The 19,725-nt window shown below is 53.6% G+C and carries 18 protein-coding genes and 2 pseudogenes; 11 read left to right on the forward strand and 9 right to left on the reverse strand.

What is annotated here, in order from left to right; translation table 11 throughout:
* Nucleotides 1–393: 393 nt before the first annotated feature.
* Genes FHW74_RS19480 through FHW74_RS19500 form a run of 5 tightly spaced genes read left to right on the forward strand, consistent with a single transcriptional unit; the run spans nt 394 to nt 5,664 of the window.
* Entirely contained in the window at nt 394–1,548 is a 1,155-nt protein-coding gene (locus tag FHW74_RS19480) for an iron-containing alcohol dehydrogenase (RefSeq protein WP_183171999.1), read from the forward strand.
* A gap of 43 nt (nt 1,549–1,591) precedes the next feature.
* The gene (locus FHW74_RS19485; protein ID WP_183172000.1) at nt 1,592–2,608 is read left to right on the forward strand and encodes a 2-dehydro-3-deoxygalactonokinase; all 1,017 of its coding nucleotides are present in this window, start codon (nt 1,592–1,594) and stop codon (nt 2,606–2,608) included.
* A gap of 19 nt (nt 2,609–2,627) precedes the next feature.
* Nucleotides 2,628–3,617: a 2-dehydro-3-deoxygalactonokinase gene (locus FHW74_RS19490; RefSeq protein ID WP_183172001.1), complete on the forward strand. Its 990-nt coding sequence runs from the start codon at nt 2,628–2,630 to the stop codon at nt 3,615–3,617.
* 45 nt (nt 3,618–3,662) lie between these two features.
* On the forward strand, nt 3,663–4,970 hold the full coding sequence (locus FHW74_RS19495; protein WP_183172002.1) for an MFS transporter: 1,308 nt from the start codon (nt 3,663–3,665) through the stop codon (nt 4,968–4,970).
* Nucleotides 4,971–5,016: 46 nt separating this feature from the next.
* Nucleotides 5,017–5,664: a bifunctional 4-hydroxy-2-oxoglutarate aldolase/2-dehydro-3-deoxy-phosphogluconate aldolase gene (locus FHW74_RS19500; protein ID WP_183172003.1), complete on the forward strand. Its 648-nt coding sequence runs from the start codon at nt 5,017–5,019 to the stop codon at nt 5,662–5,664.
* A gap of 77 nt (nt 5,665–5,741) precedes the next feature.
* Here FHW74_RS19500 and FHW74_RS19505 read toward each other — a convergent pair.
* Both FHW74_RS19505 and FHW74_RS19510 read right to left on the reverse strand, forming a co-directional pair.
* Nucleotides 5,742–5,846 (reverse strand): annotated as a pseudogene (locus FHW74_RS19505) (hypothetical protein); the annotation flags it as partial.
* Nucleotides 5,847–6,158: 312 nt separating this feature from the next.
* On the reverse strand, nt 6,159–6,488 hold the full coding sequence (locus FHW74_RS19510; protein ID WP_041473955.1) for a hypothetical protein: 330 nt from the start codon (nt 6,486–6,488) through the stop codon (nt 6,159–6,161).
* Nucleotides 6,489–6,534: 46 nt separating this feature from the next.
* Between FHW74_RS19510 and FHW74_RS19515 the strand changes: the two are divergent.
* Nucleotides 6,535–7,310: pseudogene (locus FHW74_RS19515) on the forward strand (DUF4225 domain-containing protein).
* On the opposite strand, the gene FHW74_RS19520 reads toward FHW74_RS19515, so the two are convergent.
* Nucleotides 7,294–7,623: a hypothetical protein gene (locus FHW74_RS19520; RefSeq protein ID WP_183172004.1), complete on the reverse strand. Its 330-nt coding sequence runs from the start codon at nt 7,621–7,623 to the stop codon at nt 7,294–7,296. The pseudogene FHW74_RS19515 and the gene FHW74_RS19520 overlap by 17 nt on opposite strands.
* A 430-nt stretch (nt 7,624–8,053) precedes the next feature.
* Between FHW74_RS19520 and FHW74_RS23050 the strand changes: the two genes are divergently transcribed.
* The 5 genes from FHW74_RS23050 to fabY all read left to right on the forward strand — a co-directional run bounded on the left by FHW74_RS23050 (nt 8,054) and on the right by fabY (nt 11,867).
* Nucleotides 8,054–8,851 (forward strand): IclR family transcriptional regulator, encoded by a 798-nt coding sequence (locus tag FHW74_RS23050; RefSeq protein ID WP_183172005.1) that lies wholly within the window; start codon nt 8,054–8,056, stop codon nt 8,849–8,851.
* A 130-nt stretch (nt 8,852–8,981) separates the two neighbouring features.
* Nucleotides 8,982–9,581 (forward strand): glucose-1-phosphatase, encoded by a 600-nt coding sequence (gene yihX / locus FHW74_RS19530; protein ID WP_183172006.1) that lies wholly within the window; start codon nt 8,982–8,984, stop codon nt 9,579–9,581.
* Entirely contained in the window at nt 9,575–10,447 is an 873-nt protein-coding gene (locus tag FHW74_RS19535) for a virulence factor BrkB family protein (RefSeq protein WP_183172007.1), read from the forward strand. The genes yihX and FHW74_RS19535 overlap by 7 nt, the downstream gene beginning before the upstream one ends.
* Nucleotides 10,444–10,881 carry a D-aminoacyl-tRNA deacylase gene (gene dtd, locus FHW74_RS19540; protein WP_183172008.1) on the forward strand — a complete coding sequence of 146 codons (438 nt, stop codon included), beginning with the start codon at nt 10,444–10,446 and terminating at the stop codon, nt 10,879–10,881. Before FHW74_RS19535 ends, dtd begins: the two co-directional genes overlap by 4 nt.
* Nucleotides 10,882–10,925: 44 nt before the next feature.
* Nucleotides 10,926–11,867: a fatty acid biosynthesis protein FabY gene (fabY, locus tag FHW74_RS19545; RefSeq protein ID WP_161659533.1), complete on the forward strand. Its 942-nt coding sequence runs from the start codon at nt 10,926–10,928 to the stop codon at nt 11,865–11,867.
* A 35-nt stretch (nt 11,868–11,902) separates the two neighbouring features.
* Here fabY and FHW74_RS19550 read toward each other — a convergent pair whose 3' ends face one another.
* The 6 genes from FHW74_RS19550 to trmH form a co-directional block, all read right to left on the reverse strand.
* Complete coding sequence (locus FHW74_RS19550; protein ID WP_183172009.1) at nt 11,903–13,642, reverse strand: AsmA family protein; 1,740 nt, start codon at nt 13,640–13,642, stop codon at nt 11,903–11,905.
* A 119-nt stretch (nt 13,643–13,761) separates the two neighbouring features.
* Complete coding sequence (locus FHW74_RS19555) at nt 13,762–15,153, reverse strand: NCS2 family protein (protein ID WP_183172010.1); 1,392 nt, start codon at nt 15,151–15,153, stop codon at nt 13,762–13,764.
* Nucleotides 15,154–15,404: 251 nt separating this feature from the next.
* Complete coding sequence (locus FHW74_RS19560) at nt 15,405–15,974, reverse strand: type 1 fimbrial protein (protein WP_183172011.1); 570 nt, start codon at nt 15,972–15,974, stop codon at nt 15,405–15,407.
* A 50-nt stretch (nt 15,975–16,024) separates the two neighbouring features.
* A complete protein-coding gene (locus tag FHW74_RS19565) occupies nt 16,025–16,588 on the reverse strand; it encodes a fimbrial protein (RefSeq protein WP_183172012.1) in 564 nt (187 codons plus the stop codon).
* Between the two features lie 332 nt (nt 16,589–16,920).
* Nucleotides 16,921–19,002 (reverse strand): ATP-dependent DNA helicase RecG, encoded by a 2,082-nt coding sequence (gene recG, locus FHW74_RS19570; protein WP_183172013.1) that lies wholly within the window; start codon nt 19,000–19,002, stop codon nt 16,921–16,923.
* The gene (trmH, locus tag FHW74_RS19575) at nt 19,003–19,725 is read right to left on the reverse strand and encodes a tRNA (guanosine(18)-2'-O)-methyltransferase TrmH (protein WP_183172014.1); all 723 of its coding nucleotides are present in this window, start codon (nt 19,723–19,725) and stop codon (nt 19,003–19,005) included. It lies immediately after the preceding gene.

Genomic DNA, 19,725 nt, shown 5'->3' on the forward strand with positions numbered 1-19,725 from the left:
ATTATGGGCTAACTAGTCCTGAGGCTGAAGTTTGTCAATTTTAAATTTTCTACAGGGTTAAAAGTTAAAAGCGTTGTGTTTTCATGCGGGAATTCAACGCTAAAAATGAATAAACCCGATGAGAAAAACATGGCATAAGAAAATTATCATATTGATTCAGAAATGAATTAATGATGCGTCACCTGTTATTTTTCACTTTACCCCTTGTTAAACGCTTTTTTGCCGGCTCGCTATTAGGGACTATTCCGAAAGCGCGTCAAACCGGGCCTTTACACAAAAAAATGTGATTTCGCTCATTGTTCAGGCAAAACAGGTTGTGCCGCGAACAAAAAGCGTCCCATAATAATCACATATCCGAACATGGTCCGCATATACGAACAAAGGGAATACAGAATGGCCGATTTCATCTTCAATAACCCGGTTAAGCTGCACGTAGGTCCTGGCAAATTTGGCCAGCTCGGCAACGTTGCCCGGCAGTACGGTAAGAAAGCGCTGCTGGTGGTCTCCGACAGCACCAAGCCTACCGGGCAACTGGCGCGCGCTCAGGAAGCGCTCACTGCCGCAGGCATGACCTACGCGGTGTATGACGAATTTATGCAAAACCCGCTGTCCACCCTGGTTGAGGCGGGCGCAAGCCTGGCGCAGCAGGAAAACTGCGATCTGGTGATCGGGATTGGCGGCGGCAGCGCCATGGATATGGCGAAAGGCATCGCGTTTTGCGCGCTGAACGAAGGCAGCATCTGGGATTACGTGTTCGGTAAAAAACAGGCGCAGCACGCGCTGCCGATTATCCTGGTGCCGACGACCGCAGGCACGGGCAGCGAAGCCAACCGCACCGCGGTATTCACCAATCCGGAAACCCACGACAAAAAAGGCCTGGTAAACCCGCTGATTTATCCGGTGGCGTCTATTGTCGACCCGGAATTAATGCTCACCCTGCCGAAACGCGTGATCGCCGGGCCGGGCGCGGACGTGCTGTTCCACGCGCTGGAATCCTATATTTCCCGCAATGCCCATCCGTTCAGTGAAATGCTGTCCCTGCGCGCCATAACCCTGCTGGCGAAAAACCTGCCGCGCGTTTATGCCGACGTGACCGATTTGGCGGCCTGGGAACAGGTGACGTTTGCCAGCACCCTGGCCGGTATGGCGATTGATTGCGCGGGCACCACGCTGCCGCATGCGTTACAGCACCCGATGGGCGGTCTGCTGGATGTGGTTCACGCCGAAGGCATCGCCGCCGTGTATCCGGCCTTTATGGAGTACACCTGGTCCGCCGCGCCGGAGAAATTCGCCGCCATCGCGGCCGCAATGGGCGTGGATACCCGCGAGATGAGCACCGAAGAAGCTGCGTACAGCAGCGTCAAAGCGGTCACCGACTTCCTGAAATCCGTGAATATGCTGCCATCGCTGACCGAACTGGGCGTGAAGGAAGAGCACTTCGACTGGATCATCAATAACGTGCAAACCACCATGAAAGTGGTGCTGGAAAATAACCCGCGCGTGCCGGATGCCCAGACCTTACGCGATATTTTGCAGCGCAGCCTGTAATCAACCCGGCAAACCGCGAACGGAACGTTAACAAGGAGTGAATATGTTTGTTGTTATTGATTCAGGATCGTCAGCAACGCGTATTTATTTGCTGGAATTCGCAGGCACCGGCATTGTCGATAAAGAGATGATCACCGAAGGGGTAAATTCCACCCTTACCCACGGCAATAATGAAATTTTACGTCAGGCCATGGCGGAAGGCGTAAAACAATTACTGGCGAGAAACGGTAAGTCTCAACAGGATATTCAATTTATTATCGCCTCAGGAATGATCACGTCAAACCTGGGCCTGCACGAAATTCCGCACCGCGTCGCCCCCGCCAGTATTGAAGAGCTGGCGCGGCACACGGTGCCGTTCGCGGAAAACGAACTGCTGGCGCTGGATATCCCGGTGATGCTGATCCCCGGGATTAAAAACCAGACCACGCCATCCTGGGACAATCTGCGCGGTATCGATTTAATGCGCGGCGAAGAAACCCAGGCGGCGGGCGTACTGCTTGGCTATCAGCCACGTTTGCCCTGCACGCTGATTGAATTAGGCTCGACCACCAAGCTGATCTCAATTAATGAGCAGGGGCAGATCGCTGGCAGCATTACCTCGCTCAGTGGTCAGGTCTATGCGGCGGTTCTGAAACACACCTTTATCTCTTCCAGCGTAGCCACGACGCCGGAAGAGGCGGATGAACAAATCGATCCGGCCATTATCAATGCGGCCTGCCGTTCAGTCGCCGAAAGCGGATTACTGCGCACCCTACTTATGACGCGCTTTTTGCAATTCTCTTTCCCGACCACCGCTGCCCAGCGCAAATTATTTCTCGACAGCGCCATGGCGGGGGACGATATCAAATTATTCGCCGACGCCAGGGGGCAGGGATTTCATTTCGACGGCGATATTTTCTTAATCGGCAACGCGAAACGCTGTGAGATTTATCAGCACGTGATCCAGCAGCAATTAAATATTGATAACCAGTTACGCATTATTTCCGACGAAGAGCAAATAGATATGTTGGCCATTACCGGTGCCAGCGCCATTGCCAATATTCTTCGCACCCTACAGTGACAAGAAGAGCGAGAAAGATATGTACATCATTACCATTGATACTGGCACCACCAATACCCGTGTGTGTGCCTGGCAGGACGAGCGCCTGCTCGCTGAAGCCGCCCGCCCTGTGGGCGTACGTGATACCGCGATTTCCGGTAGCACCGAGACATTAATGAAAGGCGTCAGCGACGCCGTTCACGACGCGCGTAGCCAGGCGAATATTCCGCAGGGGGAAAAAGTGGTTTACCTCTCTGCGGGGATGATTACCTCCAACGTCGGCCTGTGCGAAATCCCGCATTTGCTGGCTCCCGCCGGGCTGAATGAACTGGCGAAAGGTATGGTCTGCGCGAATTTACCGGCGATTACCGACGAGCCGATCTGGTTCGTGCCGGGTATTCGCAACCACAAATCCGCCGTCACTCTGGAAAACGTCGAGCAAATGGACATGATGCGCGGCGAAGAAACCGAGGCGATCGGCGTACTGGCGAGCCTGGGGATTACTGGCCCGGCGCTCATCATCCTGCCGGGTTCGCACTCCAAGTTCGTCAAAATCGATGCCGATAACCGTATCGAAGGTTGTGTGACCACCATTGGCGGCGAGCTGCTGGATGTGATTACCCGTCATACCATTCTCGCCAGTTCGCTCAATCTGCAATTCGCCCAGGAAATTGATGCCCCGGCGCTGTTGCAGGGGGCGAATCAGTGTCTGCAAACCGGCTTGTCGCGTACCTGCTTCTCGGTCCGCGTACTGGATATGTTCAGCGACTTAACGCTGAACCAGAAAGCCAACGTGCTGCTCGGCGCGGTATTACAGGATGATTTGCAGACGGTTAAAAACAGCGAAGCCTTTACGGTCACGCCGGATACGCACGTTGTGGTATGCGGTAAAGATACCCTGAAATTCGCCTTCGCGACCTTAATTGATAACGATCCGTGGTTTGCCGGGAAAATTACCGTCGCGCCGTCCAGCCGTTCCCTCTCCAGTGCTGGATTATTCGCCATGGCGCGTCGCCGACAGATTATTTAATTCCTTTTTACTCTGTACCCTACACATAATTAAAAGGTCTGCTTTATGAACACCATTGTGAATGAAAGAGCAGTAACTAAAAAACGAGGAAATAAGCGCTGGTTCGTTGTTTTCCTGTTATTGATTGGCGGTATTATTAACTACCTCGACCGCGCCAGCTTATCCATCGCTGCGCCGGACATGATGAAAGATCTTAATTTATCGAATACCGATATCGGTTTATTAGGATCGGTCTTTGCGCTGATTTACGCCCTGTGCCAGTTGCCCGCGGGCTTCCTGGTTGACCGCTTTGGCCCGAAGAAGGTCTACGGTTGGGCGGTGGCGCTGTGGAGCGGCGCGACCATGCTGACCGGCGCGTGCAGCAACATGGTGACGCTGATTTTTGCCCGCGGCATTCTGGGCGTGACGGAAGCCCCGTGCTGGCCGGGCGCTGCCAAGATCACCGCCTCCTGGTTCCCGAAAAGCGAGCGCGCGCTGGCGACCGGCTTCTGGGATGCGGCGTCTAAATGGGGCCCGGCGATTGCTCCGCCGATCCTGGTGGCGATTATCGTGCCCTTCGGCTGGCGTTCGCTGTTCTACATCGCCGGGGCGATTGGTTTAGTGTTCGTGGTGTTCTTTATCTTTGCTTACCATCAACCGGAAAAACACCCGACCATTAGCAAAGAAGAGCTGGACTATATTAAAGAAGGCGGCGGCGGTACCGCAGAGAAATTAACCGGCGAAGCGGAAAAAATTAGCTGGGGTGGTTTATTTAAATACCGCTGCATCTGGGGAATGATTTTAGGCTGGTTCTGCTATGTGTGGATGATGAATATTTTTACCACCTTCCTGCCGCTCTATTTGATGAAGACCCAGAACATTCAGTTTAAAGAATTAGGTATCTACGCCAGTATTCCTTATTTCGGCGGTATTGTTGGCGCGATTGTCGGCGGCTACGTATCGAAATGGCTGGTGGATAAAAGCATTATCAGAGAGTCATTAAAAGCCAAGCGCGTCACCATCAGTATTTCCGCGCTGTTAGCAGGCGTCGCCGTTATCGCCATTCCGATGGTAGATAGCCTGGCTGCGACCCTGACGCTGCTGGTTATCGCGATGGCGCTGCTGTCCGCCCTGTCTGCAACCGGTTGGGCATTACCGGGCGATGTGGCGCCTGCGTCAATGGTGGCCTCGGTAGGCAGTATTCAGAACTTCGGCGGCTACTTTGCCGGTTCGTTATCACCGCTGGTCACCGGGCTTATTGCCGACGTGACGGGTTCATACGCCCTGGCGTTCACCAGCGGCGGGATTATTGCGGCCTGTGCGGCGCTGTGTTACTGGTTCATCGTCAGAGAGCCGGTGACCGTAAAGGATTGATGTAATCAGGGAGGCGACTCCCTGATATTTCCCCAAGAGGTTATCCATGATTAAACATCGCGTGATTCGCGCTATTGAAGAAACCGGCATGATTGCCATTGTACGCGGCGTCGCGCCTGAAGGGATTTTGCCGCTGGCCCGCGCATTGTATGACGGCGGCATCCGGGTCATTGAAGTGACGTGCAACTCCACCCGTCATCTGGAAAGTATCAGTGCCCTGAAACAGGAAATGAGCGACAAAATGTTTGTCGGCGCGGGTACGGTGATCAACCCGGTGATGGCGCAACTGGTGCTGGACGCGGGCGCGGATTTTGTCCTGTCGCCTGACTTTAACCCGGACGTCGTCACCATGGTGCATGAGAAGCAGCGCCTGATGATCCCGGCGGTGATGACGCCCTCGGAAATCTTACAAGCCTGCCGTCTGGGCGTGGATTTGCTGAAGCTGTTCCCGGCCAACAGCCTGGGCGTCAACTACATGAAAGAAGTGCAGGGACCGCTGGATAACCTGTCGCTGATCCCGGTGGGCGGCATTACTCTGGAAAACACCCGTCAATTTGCCAAAGCAGGCGCATTCGCGGTGGGTGTGGGCAGTGCGCTGACCAATAAAGAGTGGATTGCGCGCGGCGACTGGGAAGCCATCACCCAGCAGGCCAGGGCGTTTATCCGCACCTTCCATGAAGGCAAAAAGGCCTGACCTGACTGTGAAAAAGCCACAAAATTGTGGCTTTTTTAGTTTCATCGCGCTTTATCGCGGTATCCATAAGCCACTCACTTCAGCACGTTGATCTTGTTATTCATCCCTTCAAGTACGCTCGTATTCAGACGGTGTGTCGCGCTGGCGATTATGCCGCTCACGTAATTCTTCAGTCTGTTCGCGAACTGCTTGAATTACCTCGCGACAACTTCAGCGTTGACTCAGATTAAACAGGGGACTTCATTTAAGGCTGTATCGGAGAAAACAGATATATCGAGACCGACATATTTCCGGCCGAAAAGAGAGTTTACAGCTGATAATGACGGCGTATCATCGGCGAAGTAATATACAGGGAGAACAGAATGGACGCTGTATTGCTTGATATGATGCGCTCAGGCGGGAGAAATAAAGCCTGGGCCGAAAACATGGTTAATCTTGAAGCCAGAAAACTGGTTGATACTGCCAACAGACTTTCCGCCTTTCACTTATGTCTGTCACTGACGCGGTTCAGAATTAGTCGTTAATCTGCGATAGCGCCATGACTTGTATGCAAGTTTTGCTGGCGTTAAATACCATATAAAAGGTAATACAATGGCAAGTGTTGCCGCAAGCGTGATGCTGGTATCTACGGATGCCAGTATCAGTGTGAGAGCAAGTATGGTAAAGGCAGCGATAGTAATCCACTTTGAGGCGTTAAAGCGGTTAGCAAGATCATGGGTCACGGAATCCAGAGAGCCGCCATAATTAGCAATATTATTTTTCAGTTTTTGTAGATCTGCATGGCTAAACCCTGACTTGAGTAGCGCTGCATCACTCACTTTCATCGCGTTCCACCTTCCATCCTTAAAATGTAGATACCTCTTTGCAGTAATTATACACAAAAGTTCTGGGCAAAGCTGGATCAGCTACGAAGCCAGAAAACTGGTTGATACTGCCAACAGACTTTCCGCCTTTCACCTTCAGGATGGTCTGACCCGCATTACTTTTGTTCAGGAAATAAAACAGGTTGTAGAGCAGCAATTTGCCGTTGCCCGGCGTGCGAAATCGGATGAAGAGTGCATAGCATGTATCAAAAATCTGAGAGAAGAGACCGAAAACCTCGCAGAACAGGGCCGGATGTTAAGTATGAAGACAGCAAAACTTTACGCCAAAGTGGAGTTCGTCCGGGAAAATAACAAAATTGTTGGCTACGTTATTTCTGCTGTGAATGTGGTGCTTTCGGGAGCAGAGATAGCTTTAGGAACAACGCTACTTGCCAGCGCTAATCCATTAGGTGTGCTGGCTGGAGCAATACTCGTTGTGGATGGATTAAATGGCCTAAGCAAAGAATTTAGCCATCAGGTACTTCATGATGCTACATCTGAAGGATTTGCTGCTAATGCAGCTATGTCTACGGCAGAATTTATGGGGTTTAGTTCTAAAAGTGGATTAGGCGTGTATAAATCAATTTCACTTGTTGCTAATGCTTACAGCATTTTTGGTTTAATAAGGAAGCCTGGAGCATGGAGACTATTTCGCTATATGTCAGTCGATTATTACAGAAAAGTCAGTACGTTAAGTCGGCCAAAACTAACCATGAAAATAGTTGGATACGGCGTAAAGGCAAAATTATTTTTGATCTGATGACTATTACCGATCACCCTTAATCCTGGAAGCATGGTGTTTATACCGCCAGGCTTTAAATGCGAGTTTGGCAGGCGTCAAATACCAGATAAAAGGTAATCCTACCATCAACGAAAAAGCCAGAGAGAGTGTGTTATTTTTTGTCGATAAAAGTGATGTAAAAATCAGGGTGACGAAAGCAACAATAGTTATCCACTTAGCTACATTAAATCGTTTTTCTAAATCCTGAATCACGTCATCAAGAGTTCCCCCGAAATTTTCCACATTGCTTTTAATTTTCTGAAGATCTGTATGACTGAAACCGGACTCCAGCAATGTTTCTTCACTCACTTTCATGGATTTTATCCTTAAAATTCACCAGAACATCACATGTGAGTTTACCCGAAATCAGGTGATAAATCGCCACGTACAAATCCAATTTGGATATTGGTTATTTTATTTTAAAACATCAAGTTATGTCGTTAGCGTGGTTTTTTACACGATTGGCCGTCAAACCAGGGAGATAAGGTTAAGTACAAAGGTATTCTCTTCGCGGCCATTTTCCAGTTCGATCCGAAGCAGGTTGTTAAGGAGTCGAGTACATCCTATTGCTGTAGGTAAGCCCGGTCAAAAAACAGATTTAGCACTCAGTTCCGGCTTCTTTTCGGTTCACCACGCTTAAGCGTGATGAACCTATTTTATTGCACCTGGCCCTGGTCTGGCGGCTGTTTTCGCCTCCGTTACCTCGCTATACTGCCCGCTATAATAATGACAGTGAGGTAAGCCCGTGTCGGAAAAGATTAATCGCTCGGTAGCCCGGGCGTTAGAGATGCTGGAATTGGTTGCGGCAAGTAAAGATGAACTCACAATCACTGAAATCAGCAAGCAGCTTGGCATCCCGAAGAGCACCACCTTTGATATCCTCTACACCCTGCTTGATAAAGGCTATCTGGAACAGGCCAACGAAAAACAAAAGTCGTTCAAACTGGGCGTGAAGCTGTTTCAGACCGGCGCGTGTTACCTCGAACAGACACCCTTTCAAAACGTGGCGCACACGGTGCTGGAAAAACTTGCCGACGTGGCAGGGGAAACCGCCTTCCTGGCGCTGCTCAATAACGACGAGCTGGTCTACTTCGATAAAGTAGAGAGCCCGAATTCGGTGCGCACCTCGGCGCGTATCGGCTCCAATAACCCGCTGTACTGTACCGGGCTCGGCAAGGCGATCCTCGCCACCCTGCCGGATGAAGAAGTTAAAGCGATTCTGGCGCGTACCGGCGGATTAAAACCGATCACGCCGTATACCTGTACCGATGAGACAAAGTTTTTCGCGATTCTTAACCAGGCGCGCCAGCAGGGGTACGCCATCGACGATCGCGAGCATAACGCGGAAGTATTTTGCCTGGCGGCCCCGGTGTATAACCTTCAGGGCAAAGTCTATGCGGCGATCAGCGTCGCCAGCCTGTACACCAAAATTAAGCACGAGCCTGAGAAAATCGCCGCGCTGGGCAAAATGATTGCCGATGCGGCGCTGGATCTGTCACAGCGTATCGGCTACCGCGGCCCGCGGCTGTACGCTGATTTTTAAGGTGATTGTCGCCACGGTTATCTCGGGTAACCGTGGTGAGATTTCTTTGTTTTCGTTTTGATGCCGTTACTATTCAACCCTCTGGATTCCCGCTACAGTTAACTCTCCATGGCCCAAAAAGGAGAGCGTCATGCTTTATATCTTTGATTTAGGTAACGTCATCGTCGATATCGACTTTAACCGCGTGCTGGGCGTATGGAGTGATTACAGCCGCGTGCCGCTGGCGACGCTTCAGCAAAATTTCACCATGGGCGAGCCGTTCGAGAAGCATGAGCGCGGTGAAATCAGCGATGAGGAATTCGCAGCATTACTGTGTGAGTCCATGGAATTATCGTTGAGCTACGAGCAGTTCGCGGCGGGCTGGCAGGCGGTGTTTGTCGGTTTACGCCCGGAAGTCATCGACATCATGCATAAGTTGCGCGAGCAGGGGCATCGTGTGGTGGTACTGTCGAACACCAATCGCCTGCATACCACTTTCTGGCCGACTAACTACCCGGAAGTGCAGGCCGCTGCTGACCATGTCTATCTGTCGCAGGAATTAGGTTCACGCAAACCCGAACCGGCGATTTATCAAAAAGTCCTTGAAGCGGAAGGCTTCCCGGCCAGTGAGGCGGTGTTTTTCGACGATAACGCCGATAATATTAAAGGGGCGCAGGCCGTGGGGATCGCCAGTATTCATGTGACCGATACATCCACGCTGCCGGACTATTTTGCGAAACAGCCATGTTAAGACACGTTCGCCATCATGCAACCAAACACACCGCGCCATTCTGGGCCTGGTGTAAGTTGCTGTGGGAGCGAATCGACCAGGACAATATGACCACCCTGGCAGGCAATCTGGCCTATGTGTCATTGCTCTCGCTGGTGCCGTTTGTCGCAGTGGTGTTTGCGTTATTCGCCGCGTTTCCGATGTTTTCCGACGTCAGCATTCAGTTGCGCCACTTTATTTTCGCCAATTTTATGCCCTCTACGGGCGATATTATTCAGCGCTATATTGAGCAGTTCGTCGCCAACTCTAATAAGATGACCGCAGTTGGCGCTTGCGGGCTGATTGTCACGGCGCTGTTGCTGATGTACGCCGTGGACAGTGCCCTGAACACCATCTGGCGCAGCAAGCGGGTACGGCCAAAAATCTACTCGTTTGCGGTTTACTGGATGATTTTAACCCTCGGGCCATTACTGGCGGGGGCCAGTCTGGCGATCAGCTCGTATCTGCTGTCGCTGCGCTGGGTTAGCGGGTTCGACTCGCTGATTGATAACGTGTTGCGCATCTTCCCGCTGCTGCTCTCCTGGCTTTCATTCTGGCTGTTGTACAGCATCGTGCCCACCACGCGAGTGCCCGTACGGGATGCGCTGGTGGGGTCGCTGGTGGCGGCGTTGCTGTTTGAGCTGGGTAAGAAAGGATTCGCGTTGTATATCACCATGTTCCCCTCCTATCAGCTGATCTACGGCGTGCTGGCGGTGATCCCCATTTTGTTCGTTTGGGTGTACTGGACGTGGTGTATCGTCTTGCTTGGCGCGGAAATTACTGTCACTCTCGGGGACTACCGAGCGCTAAAATTAGCCGCAGAACAAGAATCCGAAGAAGAACCATGATTGCATTAATTCAACGCGTCACGCGTGCCAGCGTCGCCGTTAACGGTGACGTGACGGGCGAAATCGGCCCAGGACTTTTGGTGTTATTAGGTGTCGAAAAGGAAGACAACCCCCAGAAAGCGAATCGCCTGTGTGAACGGGTGCTGGGCTACCGCATCTTCAGCGATGAAAACGGCAAGATGAACCGCAACGTTCAGCAGGCGGGCGGCAGCGTACTGGTGGTGTCGCAGTTTACTCTGGCGGCGGATACCAACAGCGGCATGCGACCGAGCTTTTCCAACGGCGCGGCCCCTGCGCTGGCGGAAGAGCTGTATGACTATTTTGTTGAGCGTTGCCGAGAACTTGGCACAGAGACACAGACCGGGCGCTTTGCCGCAGATATGCAGGTGTCCCTGGTGAACGACGGCCCCGTTACCTTCTGGCTGCAAGTATGAGCCCGTTAACGGCGCGGCCCCTGGCAACAAGAGAGAGTCCATCTATGTATCATCTTCGCGTACCCCAAACGGAAGAAGAGCTGGAAAGCTACTATCAGTTTCGCTGGGAAATGTTGCGTAAACCCCTGCATCAACCGAAAGGCTCCGAGCGGGACGCCTGGGATGCGCTGGCGCATCACCAAATGGTGGTGGATGAAAGCGGCAAACCGGTGGCCGTGGGCAGGCTGTATATCAATGCCGACAACGAAGCCTCTATCCGCTTTATGGCGGTGGACCCGAATGTGCAGGACAAAGGCCTGGGCACGCTGGTGGCGATGACGCTGGAGTCAGTGGCCCGGCAGGAAGGCGTGAAGCGCGTGACCTGTAGCGCTCGCGAGGATGCCGTCGAGTTTTTCGCCAAGTTGGGGTTTGTTAATCAGGGCGAAATCACCACGCCGCAAACCACCCCGCTGCGCCACTTTTTAATGATTAAACCCATTGTGCCGCTGGATGATATTTTGCATCGCGCCGACTGGTGCGGGCAGCTTCAGCAGGCCTGGTATCAGCATATTCCGCTCAGTGAAAAGATGGGCGTGCGCATTTTGCAATATACCGGGCAGAAGTTTGTCACTACCATGCCGGAAGCGGGGAATCAGAATCCGCATCATACGCTGTTTGCCGGCAGCCTGTTTTCTCTCGCCACGCTGACCGGCTGGGGATTGATTTGGCTGATGCTACGCGAGCGTCATCTTGGCGGCACCATTATTTTGGCCGATGCGCATATCCGCTACAGCGCGCCGATCACCGGCCGCCCCGGCGCGATTGCCGATCTGGGTTCGCTCAGCGGCGACCTTGACCGGCTGGCGCGCGGGCGTAAAGCGCGGGTGCAATTGCAGGTTGAACTGATTGGCGACGATACGCTGGGTGCGGTGTTTGAAGGGACTTACATCGTGTTGCCCGCTAAACCGTTCGGGCCGCTGGAAGAGGGCGGCAACGAAGAAGAATAAGCCCTTCACCACCGGCTGGCGGTGAAGGTGTTGCGCTACTGAAAGGGTGTCGCCTGCGGCTGTTCGGGTGTTGACGGCGGTTCAGCCGGTGATGGCATCCCCGTTACGACGCCCGCCTGCATAGTTTGTTGTATTTGTTGGCCATTAGCGCCGGTCATTGTCAGCGTCGCGTTCACCGTAGGTTTTAATGGCCGATCCGCACTGAGCTGGCCCGTGGCGCTGAGGCGCATATTGGCGTCCCCTTGCATCGCCACCTGCGGCCATCCCCAGTTTTCCAGCACGTTCGCCGGCACCGCCCGGCCATTCAGGCTTACGGCGATTTGCCGTTCCGGTTGCTGCACAATCGAGGCGGTGGCTTCCAGCATCCCTTTTCCGGCAAAGGCGCTCAGTTCGCTGATAGTGATGTTATTGCTGTTGGCGTTAAGCGCGATGGACGGCCTGCGCACATCCACGCGATTAAAGGTGGCGGCAGCGGCATTCAGCGTGGCGTTGCCGCTCCAGATGCCCCACTGGCGGTTACGCACCAGCTGCAACAAATTGCCGTAGCCGTCCAGCGCCGTTAACTGGAACGGGAAAGCCGGGTCGATATCAATAATCAGGTTGCGGCTGGCGGAGAATTTGGTCACCGTTACGCGGTTCAACCATTCCGGCAGCGGCGTCATCCACTGTTTTTTCCAGTCCTCCGGCAGCGTGTATTCCAGCCCGGCAACCGCCACGTCGTCCAGAGTTAATCCTTTATCACTGCGCGTCCACTCGCCACGGGCGCGGATCATGCCGCCTTCCCAGCGTGACGTCAGCTGGCTAATTTCCACGCCTTTGCCGGATAAATTTGCGTTGGCGATAGGGTCGAAGAAATGCAGCGAACTATAAATAAACTCGCTGGCATTGAGTGAGAGTCTGCCCTCTTCGCTCAGCCAGTCGTTGTTGCTGAAAGTGATGTCCCGCAGCGTCATATCCAGATCGGTTACCGCCCAGTTCGGGCCCTGTAATCGTGCATCGGTGACGTCTACCCGGCCCAGCTTCAGCGACGGCAAACTGGTGACGGGACGCAGCAGATCGACCAGGCTCTTCTCGCTTTGCAGGCGGATATCGCTCAGCCGCAAATTGTCTACCTGCCAGCCGCCGTCGGCGTTACGGCGCGCGTTACCGGTGAGCGAACCGCGTGCCACGTCTGCGCCGAGGGTGGTGAAATTCACCTGATCGTTATCGATGTCGCCCTGAATCAGCACGTTGCTGGCCGGGATGCCGTTCAGGGTCAGCGAACCGGCGCTGAGTTCGATTCTGGCTTTGCTGCCCAGAATCCGTCCGGCTTCTGGCAGCCACGGCGTAAGGCCACCGTTGACCCGCTGGGCGCTCAGGTTCCATGCGCTGTTAGGGCTGTTGAATGCCATATCGCTCAACTGTAAACGGTCGGCCTGGAAGGGGATCGAGGCGGTATCCGGGGAAATATTTAACGTGCCTTCTCGCAGGATAATGGCGTCAACATGGAAAGGATCGGTGATCTGCCGGCTGCTCAGGCCGATATCCACACTTTGCGCCACTAACGTGGCAGGCTGTCCGTTGCGCCCAAAGGTAACGTTTTTCAGCAGCACGTGCGATGGCGATGAAAAGCGGTGATCCATCTCATCAAACGTGATGTGGTAATCGCTGTGCGCGTTCACCCAGTCGGTTATCCAGCCTGCGCCCCAGCGGGTCTGTAGCAAAATATACAGCCCCAGGATCGCGACCAGAACGGCGACAAGCAGCGCAACGATAAGCTTTCCAAGAAATTTCATTGTCTTCCATCCGATGAATAGCCAATGATGGAGTTATGCACGATTTATGGCGATTGCTCAAGGCAGGGAGAGCGAAAGGTGAGGCGGCGATAGCAATCCGCTGCTATCGCCGTGGGGAATTACACTTTTTCCGGCGGGAAAATCAGATTCAGGATGATCGCCGTAATGCCGCCTGCGGCAATGCCGGAGGAGAGCAGGTTTTTCAGCCATTCCGGGGCAAATTGCAGGATCAGCGGCTGCTGGGAGACGCCCATGCCCACCGCTAACGACAGCGCGATAATCATGATCGCGCGGCGGTTGAGCGGCTCGCGGGAAACGATGCGCACGCCGGATGCCGCAATGGTGCCGAACATCACGATGGTGGCGCCGCCCAGCACCGGCTCAGGAATATGCTGCACGAAACCGCTCACTGCCGGGAACAGGCCCAGCGCGATCAGCATCATTGCCACCACAAAGCCCACATAGCGGCTGGCTACGCCGGTCAGTTGGATCACGCCGTTGTTCTGACCGAAGCAGGAGTTCGGGAAGGTATTAAACACGGCGGACACAAACGAGTTCAGACCATTCGCCAGCACGCCGCCTTTCAGACGCTTCATATACAGCGGGCCGGAGACCGGCTGTTCGGACACGTCAGAGGTGGCGGTGATGTCGCCGATGGTTTCCAGGGAGGTCACCATAAAAATCAGCATCAGCGGGATCAGCAGGTTCCAGTCGATGCTCAGACCGTAATAGAGCGGCGTCGGGACCATAATCAGCGCATCGTTGGTCGGCGCGGTATTTTGCGGCAGCATATCCAGTGCCCAGGCCACCACGTAACCCACCGCCATGGCAATCACCAGCGAGGCAACGCGCAGGTACGGATTACGCTGGCGGTTAAGCAGAATAATCACCGCCAGCACCACGCCCGCCAGGAACAGATTCATCGGCGCGCCGAAGGTTTTATCGCTCATCGCGGCATAGCCGCCGCCGATAGAGGTTAAACCAACCTGAATCAGCGACAGGCCGATAATCATTACCACTACGCCGGAGACCAGCGGGGTAATAATGCGCCGCGCCAGGTGCAGAACCCGGGAGAGCAGCATTTCAGTACAACTGGCGAGCATCAGGGTGCCGAACAGCGCCGCCATCATGGTCGGGATATCCGCGCCGCCGTTTTTCAGCGCCAGGCCGCCCATGATCAGCGGAGAAACGAAGTTAAAGCTGGTGCCCTGAATAGACAACAAGCCTGAGCCCACCGGTCCCCAGGTTTTAATCTGGATAAGAGACGCCACGCCGGAGGCGAACAGCGACATACTGATGATGTGCTGTGTGTCCTGTGCGGGTAAGCCGAGCGCCTGGCAAATCAACAGCGCAGGGGTGATCACTGCGACAAACATCGCCAGTAAATGCTGACCAGCGGCGAATAAGGTTTGCGGTAGCGGCGGACGATCATCAAGGCGATAAATTAATTCACTGTTCTGAGTCTGCGCAATCGGTTGCGCATCTTGTGACTCTACGGCATTAACGGACATCAGCGATCATTCCATTACGGTGGGTGGGGTGGAAAGGCGCTAATTTTATCGGACTGTTTGGTAAAAGCAAACGTTTGCCAGCGTAGCATGCATAAAAAATTGTGATGGTTTTACAGCGGGAAGGAAGAAGAGACTGCAAACAACGGCTAAAACGCGCTGATTGCCGTTTACTGAATCAGGAGAAACAATAAACGGCCTTTTTAACATCAGGCTGGCATGCTGAGACGCCATGGTCGCCTGCTTAGCGGGGATCAAAGACGCTCAAACTGGATCGTCAACGCGCTTTGCACTTTGCCTGCCGTGACTTCTTTGCCGTTTAACTTAACCATCTGCAACACGATTGTGTTACCCCAGGATTTAGCGGTTAATACGTCATGGTTGATCCGTAACGGCTGGAATTTGTTGTTGCCACTGTCACCCACAAATACGCCAACGCCGACGCCTTTTGCCGCGCCATAAGTGACATCGCTATTGGCAAGAACGGTTCCGTCCGCATCGTCAGCCGTGCCGACAAATTTGTAGGCGAGTTTGCCTTCATCAGCGAGCGTTTTACATTCATTACTATAGGAATTGCCGCCAATGTTAATCTGAATATTAGCGCCGCCAGTGGCATTGTCGTTCTGGTTAATTAATGTATCCGTCTTGCCAATAAGCTGAACGTAGTCCGTATTTAAATAGAGCGAACAGGGGACAGTGTCATTTTGCGTAACTTGTCCCGTTATGGACAATGTCGCGGAGACATCTTCCGCCTGTACTGCGCAATGAAACAAACCGGCCAGGATTAGCGCTGACATATTCATGGAAATAATGCGTTTATTCATAATTGACTCCTTGTGTAATGACTTATCCGTTTAACTCGTTTGAGCCAAATTTAGAGACGAACAATCTCAACGGTGACAACACTGGAAACTTTTCCTGTTGTCACCGTTTGGTTTTTTAATTTCACCAGCTGTAAGCCGAATATGCCTCCATTGTTGCTATCCATGAGTTTCATCACCCCGGTATTCACGCTAATAGGCTGCTTAGCTTGGCTAAAGATCCCAACGCCAACGCCGCTTGCTGCGCCATCCGTAGAGGCCATATTGGCTAATACGCTGCCTTCGCTATTGTCAGCCGTACCGGTAAATCTTATCGCCAATTGGTTCTGATCAATGGCCTGCTGGCAAGACTGGCTCCAGTTGCCGGATTCATCAGTAATACTTACGGCGACAGGTTCAATAAACGTGGCGTCTTCACCCTGGGTAACAATGTTTGACACGTCGCTGGATAAAGTAATACTGCTTTTCGTCAGGCTTACCGCACACGCTGAATTTTGTTGTGTGACAGAACCGGTAATAGTGAGAACAGCAGAAGTGTCCTGAGATGTGTTAACCGCCCAGGCCGACGCGGTAGCGAACAATGCGGCTACAGCGGCGATACGGGATATTTTTTTCATACTATCTCCTTGTAATCTAAAACATTGATATATTGCCGCCTTTTTAAATATTGTTAGTCCGGATGAAACCTGCGGAGATTAAATAAAAAGGCTTGTCTGCAGCCTGAACACTATTCTTATTAAGAGGAAAACTAACGATGGTGAAACATAGAGCTTAGATATAGTGAAAAAAAACATATAAGTGTTGCGTATCAATTAATGGTAATAACGCAACGCTATAATAATAGGGCTGATGGTGTAAGGAAGAAATTAAAAATGCTGTACATTATTGGAATGGTAGAGATGACAGGCATTGATTAATGCTATCGATCCATTTCACGCCGACAAAATAATTATGCGTTGGAATACTTTTCTGTCTCCGGCATCCAACGTTCAATCAATGCTGCCGCCTGCTGGGGATAGCGATCGTGAATATGACGCGCGATGCGCTGAACTTCCGGGATTAAGGCCTGATCGCGCAGCAAATCGGCGACTTTAAATTCCGCATTGCCGGTCTGCCGGGTTCCCAATAATTCACCCGGGCCACGAATCTCCAGATCTTTTTGCGCAATCACAAAGCCGTCATTGCTATCACGCAATACCTGAAGGCGCAGTTGCGCCGTTTTAGAGAGCGGGGATTTATAAAGCAGTACGCAATGGGAGGCCACCGCGCCGCGCCCGACGCGGCCCCGCAACTGGTGAAGTTGCGCAAGACCCAGGCGTTCCGGGTTTTCGATGATCATCAGGCTGGCATTGGGCACATCGACGCCCACCTCAATCACCGTAGTGGCGACTAACAGGTGCAGCTCTCCCTGTTTGAATGCCTGCATCACGCTCTGCTTTTCCTGCGGCTTCATCCGCCCGTGTACCAGGCCAACCTGCAATTCCGGCAGGGCGACTTTTAACTCTTCCCATGTGGCTTCTGCGGCTTGCGCTTCAAGAAGATCGGATTCCTCAATCAGCGTACAGACCCAGTAAGCCTGGCGGCCTTCATGAATGCAGGCGTTACGCACGCGTTCAATAATATCGGCACGCCGCGTGTCGGCGATGGCGACGGTGGTGACCGGGGTACGTCCGGGGGGTAACTCGTCAATCACAGAGGTATCAAGATCGGCATATGCCGTCATCGCCAGCGTGCGTGGAATAGGCGTGGCGGTCATGATTAACTGGTGCGGATGGAAGCCCTGCTGCTGGCCTTTCTCCCACAGCGCTAACCGTTGATGAACCCCAAAGCGGTGTTGTTCATCAATAATCACCAGCGCCAGGCCATTAAACTGAACATGCTCCTGGAAAATCGCGTGGGTGCCCACCACCATCTGCACCTGACCGGTGGCAATAGCGTCCTGCTGCGCAATTCGCGCTTTGCCTTTTTGTTTGCCCGCCAGCCAGCCGACTTTGATCCCCAGCGGCTCAAACCAGGCGGAAAAATTGCTGGCATGCTGTTCAGCAAGCAGTTCCGTCGGGGCCATCAGCGCTACCTGTTTGCCGTTAGCGATGGCGCGTAACGCCGCGAGCGCCGCGACCAGCGTTTTACCGGAACCCACATCGCCCTGCACCAGACGCATCATGGGGAAATCCAACGCCATATCGTGCTCAATTTCCGCCACCACACGCTGCTGCGCGCCGGTCGGGCTAAAGGGCAACGCGGCTAACAACTGCTGCTTAAGCGCGTCATTAGCGGCAAGCGGCTGCGCGTGGTAGCGCTGCGCGCCAGCGCGCAATGCCAGCATACTCAGGTTATGGGCCAGTAATTCTTCGAGGATCAGACGATGCTGGGCGGGGTGCTTACCGCTTTCCAGATCCACCAGTTGCAGGGTGGGCGGCGGGCGATGAAGCGTGCGCAACGCTTCCGGCAGGCTCATCATGCCCTGGGCAAGTTCTGGCGGCAGAAGTTCGGCGATGGCACAGGTATCTAACAGCTCCAGCGCCTGATCGGTGAGTTTGCGCAACGTGGCTTGCTTTACGCCTTCCGTGGTGGGATAGACTGGGGTGAGCGTTTCCTGCAACGCCGGCGCGCTCTGCTCGCCCTGAATGCGATACTCCGGGTGGATCATCTCTGCGCCGTATTTCCCGCGTTTCGCTTCCCCGTAAGCCAATACGCGCCGCCCGGTCGCCAGGCTGTTTTTCATCGCGGCGTTAAAGTTGAAAAACCGCATCGTCAGGATGCCGGTACCGTCGCTAATCTGGCAGGTCATCATGCGACGCCCACCAAAGGTGATATTGCTGTTCAGGACTTCGCCTTCTACCGTGGCGTAAATGCCCGGCAGCAGCTCGCTGATAGGGTACAGCTGGGTGCGATCTTCGTAACGCAGGGGGAGATGGAGCAGCAAGTCCTGAACAGTATGCAAGCCGATCTTCGCCAGCTTGCTGCTCTGGCTTGCCCCAACGCCCGTCAGAGCGCTAAGCGGCACGGCGTCGAGCAAGCGGCCTTTCATTTACGCCAGGTCCCTGATAGCGCGATGGGCGGGCTCATTTCCTGCCTGCATAGTAGCCCACCAGACCTCATCGGCCTCAATCTCGCCGAACTCGTTCACGCGCGGATAAGGTAGCCCCTTGCGTTTGGCGACTTTTGCCAGCACCGGATAACCGCCTTCGAACAGCAGTCGCTGCTGTTCTTCATCGGCAAGCGTACTGTTTTCACGCTGGTACATCCCGGCGTTCTGGCGCTGGCGCTGCGCTTCATAGAGGATCAGCGCGCTGGCGACCGACACGTTCAGGGATTGCACCATGCCGATCATCGGAATAATGATGTCCTGGTCCGCCAGTTCAAGCGCCTGCTTTGTGATGCCGGTTTTTTCCTGTCCCATCAGAATGCAGGTTGGCCGGGTATAATCGATTTCGCGGAAATCGACTGCTTTATCAGAAAGATGCGTGGCGAGAATTTGCATACCGCGGCCTTTTAACTGGCCGACGGCGTCCTGAATGGTGCGATGGGTTTTAACCTCGACCCAGCTATTGCTGCCCGCCGCGGAGGAGGCCATGGTGCTCATCCGGCTGCCTGGCCATACGGCATGCACTTCATGCACGCCGACAGCGTCGGCGGTACGAATAATCGCCGAAACGTTATGGGGCTTATGGACCTGCTCCATGCAGACCGTCAGGTCAGGCTGGCGCCTGGCGAGCATCTCGCGGATACGCGCATAACGCTGTGGATTCAT

Origin of the sequence: Atlantibacter sp. RC6, assembly GCF_014193285.1 — a bacterium.
Lineage (GTDB): Bacteria > Pseudomonadota > Gammaproteobacteria > Enterobacterales > Enterobacteriaceae > Atlantibacter.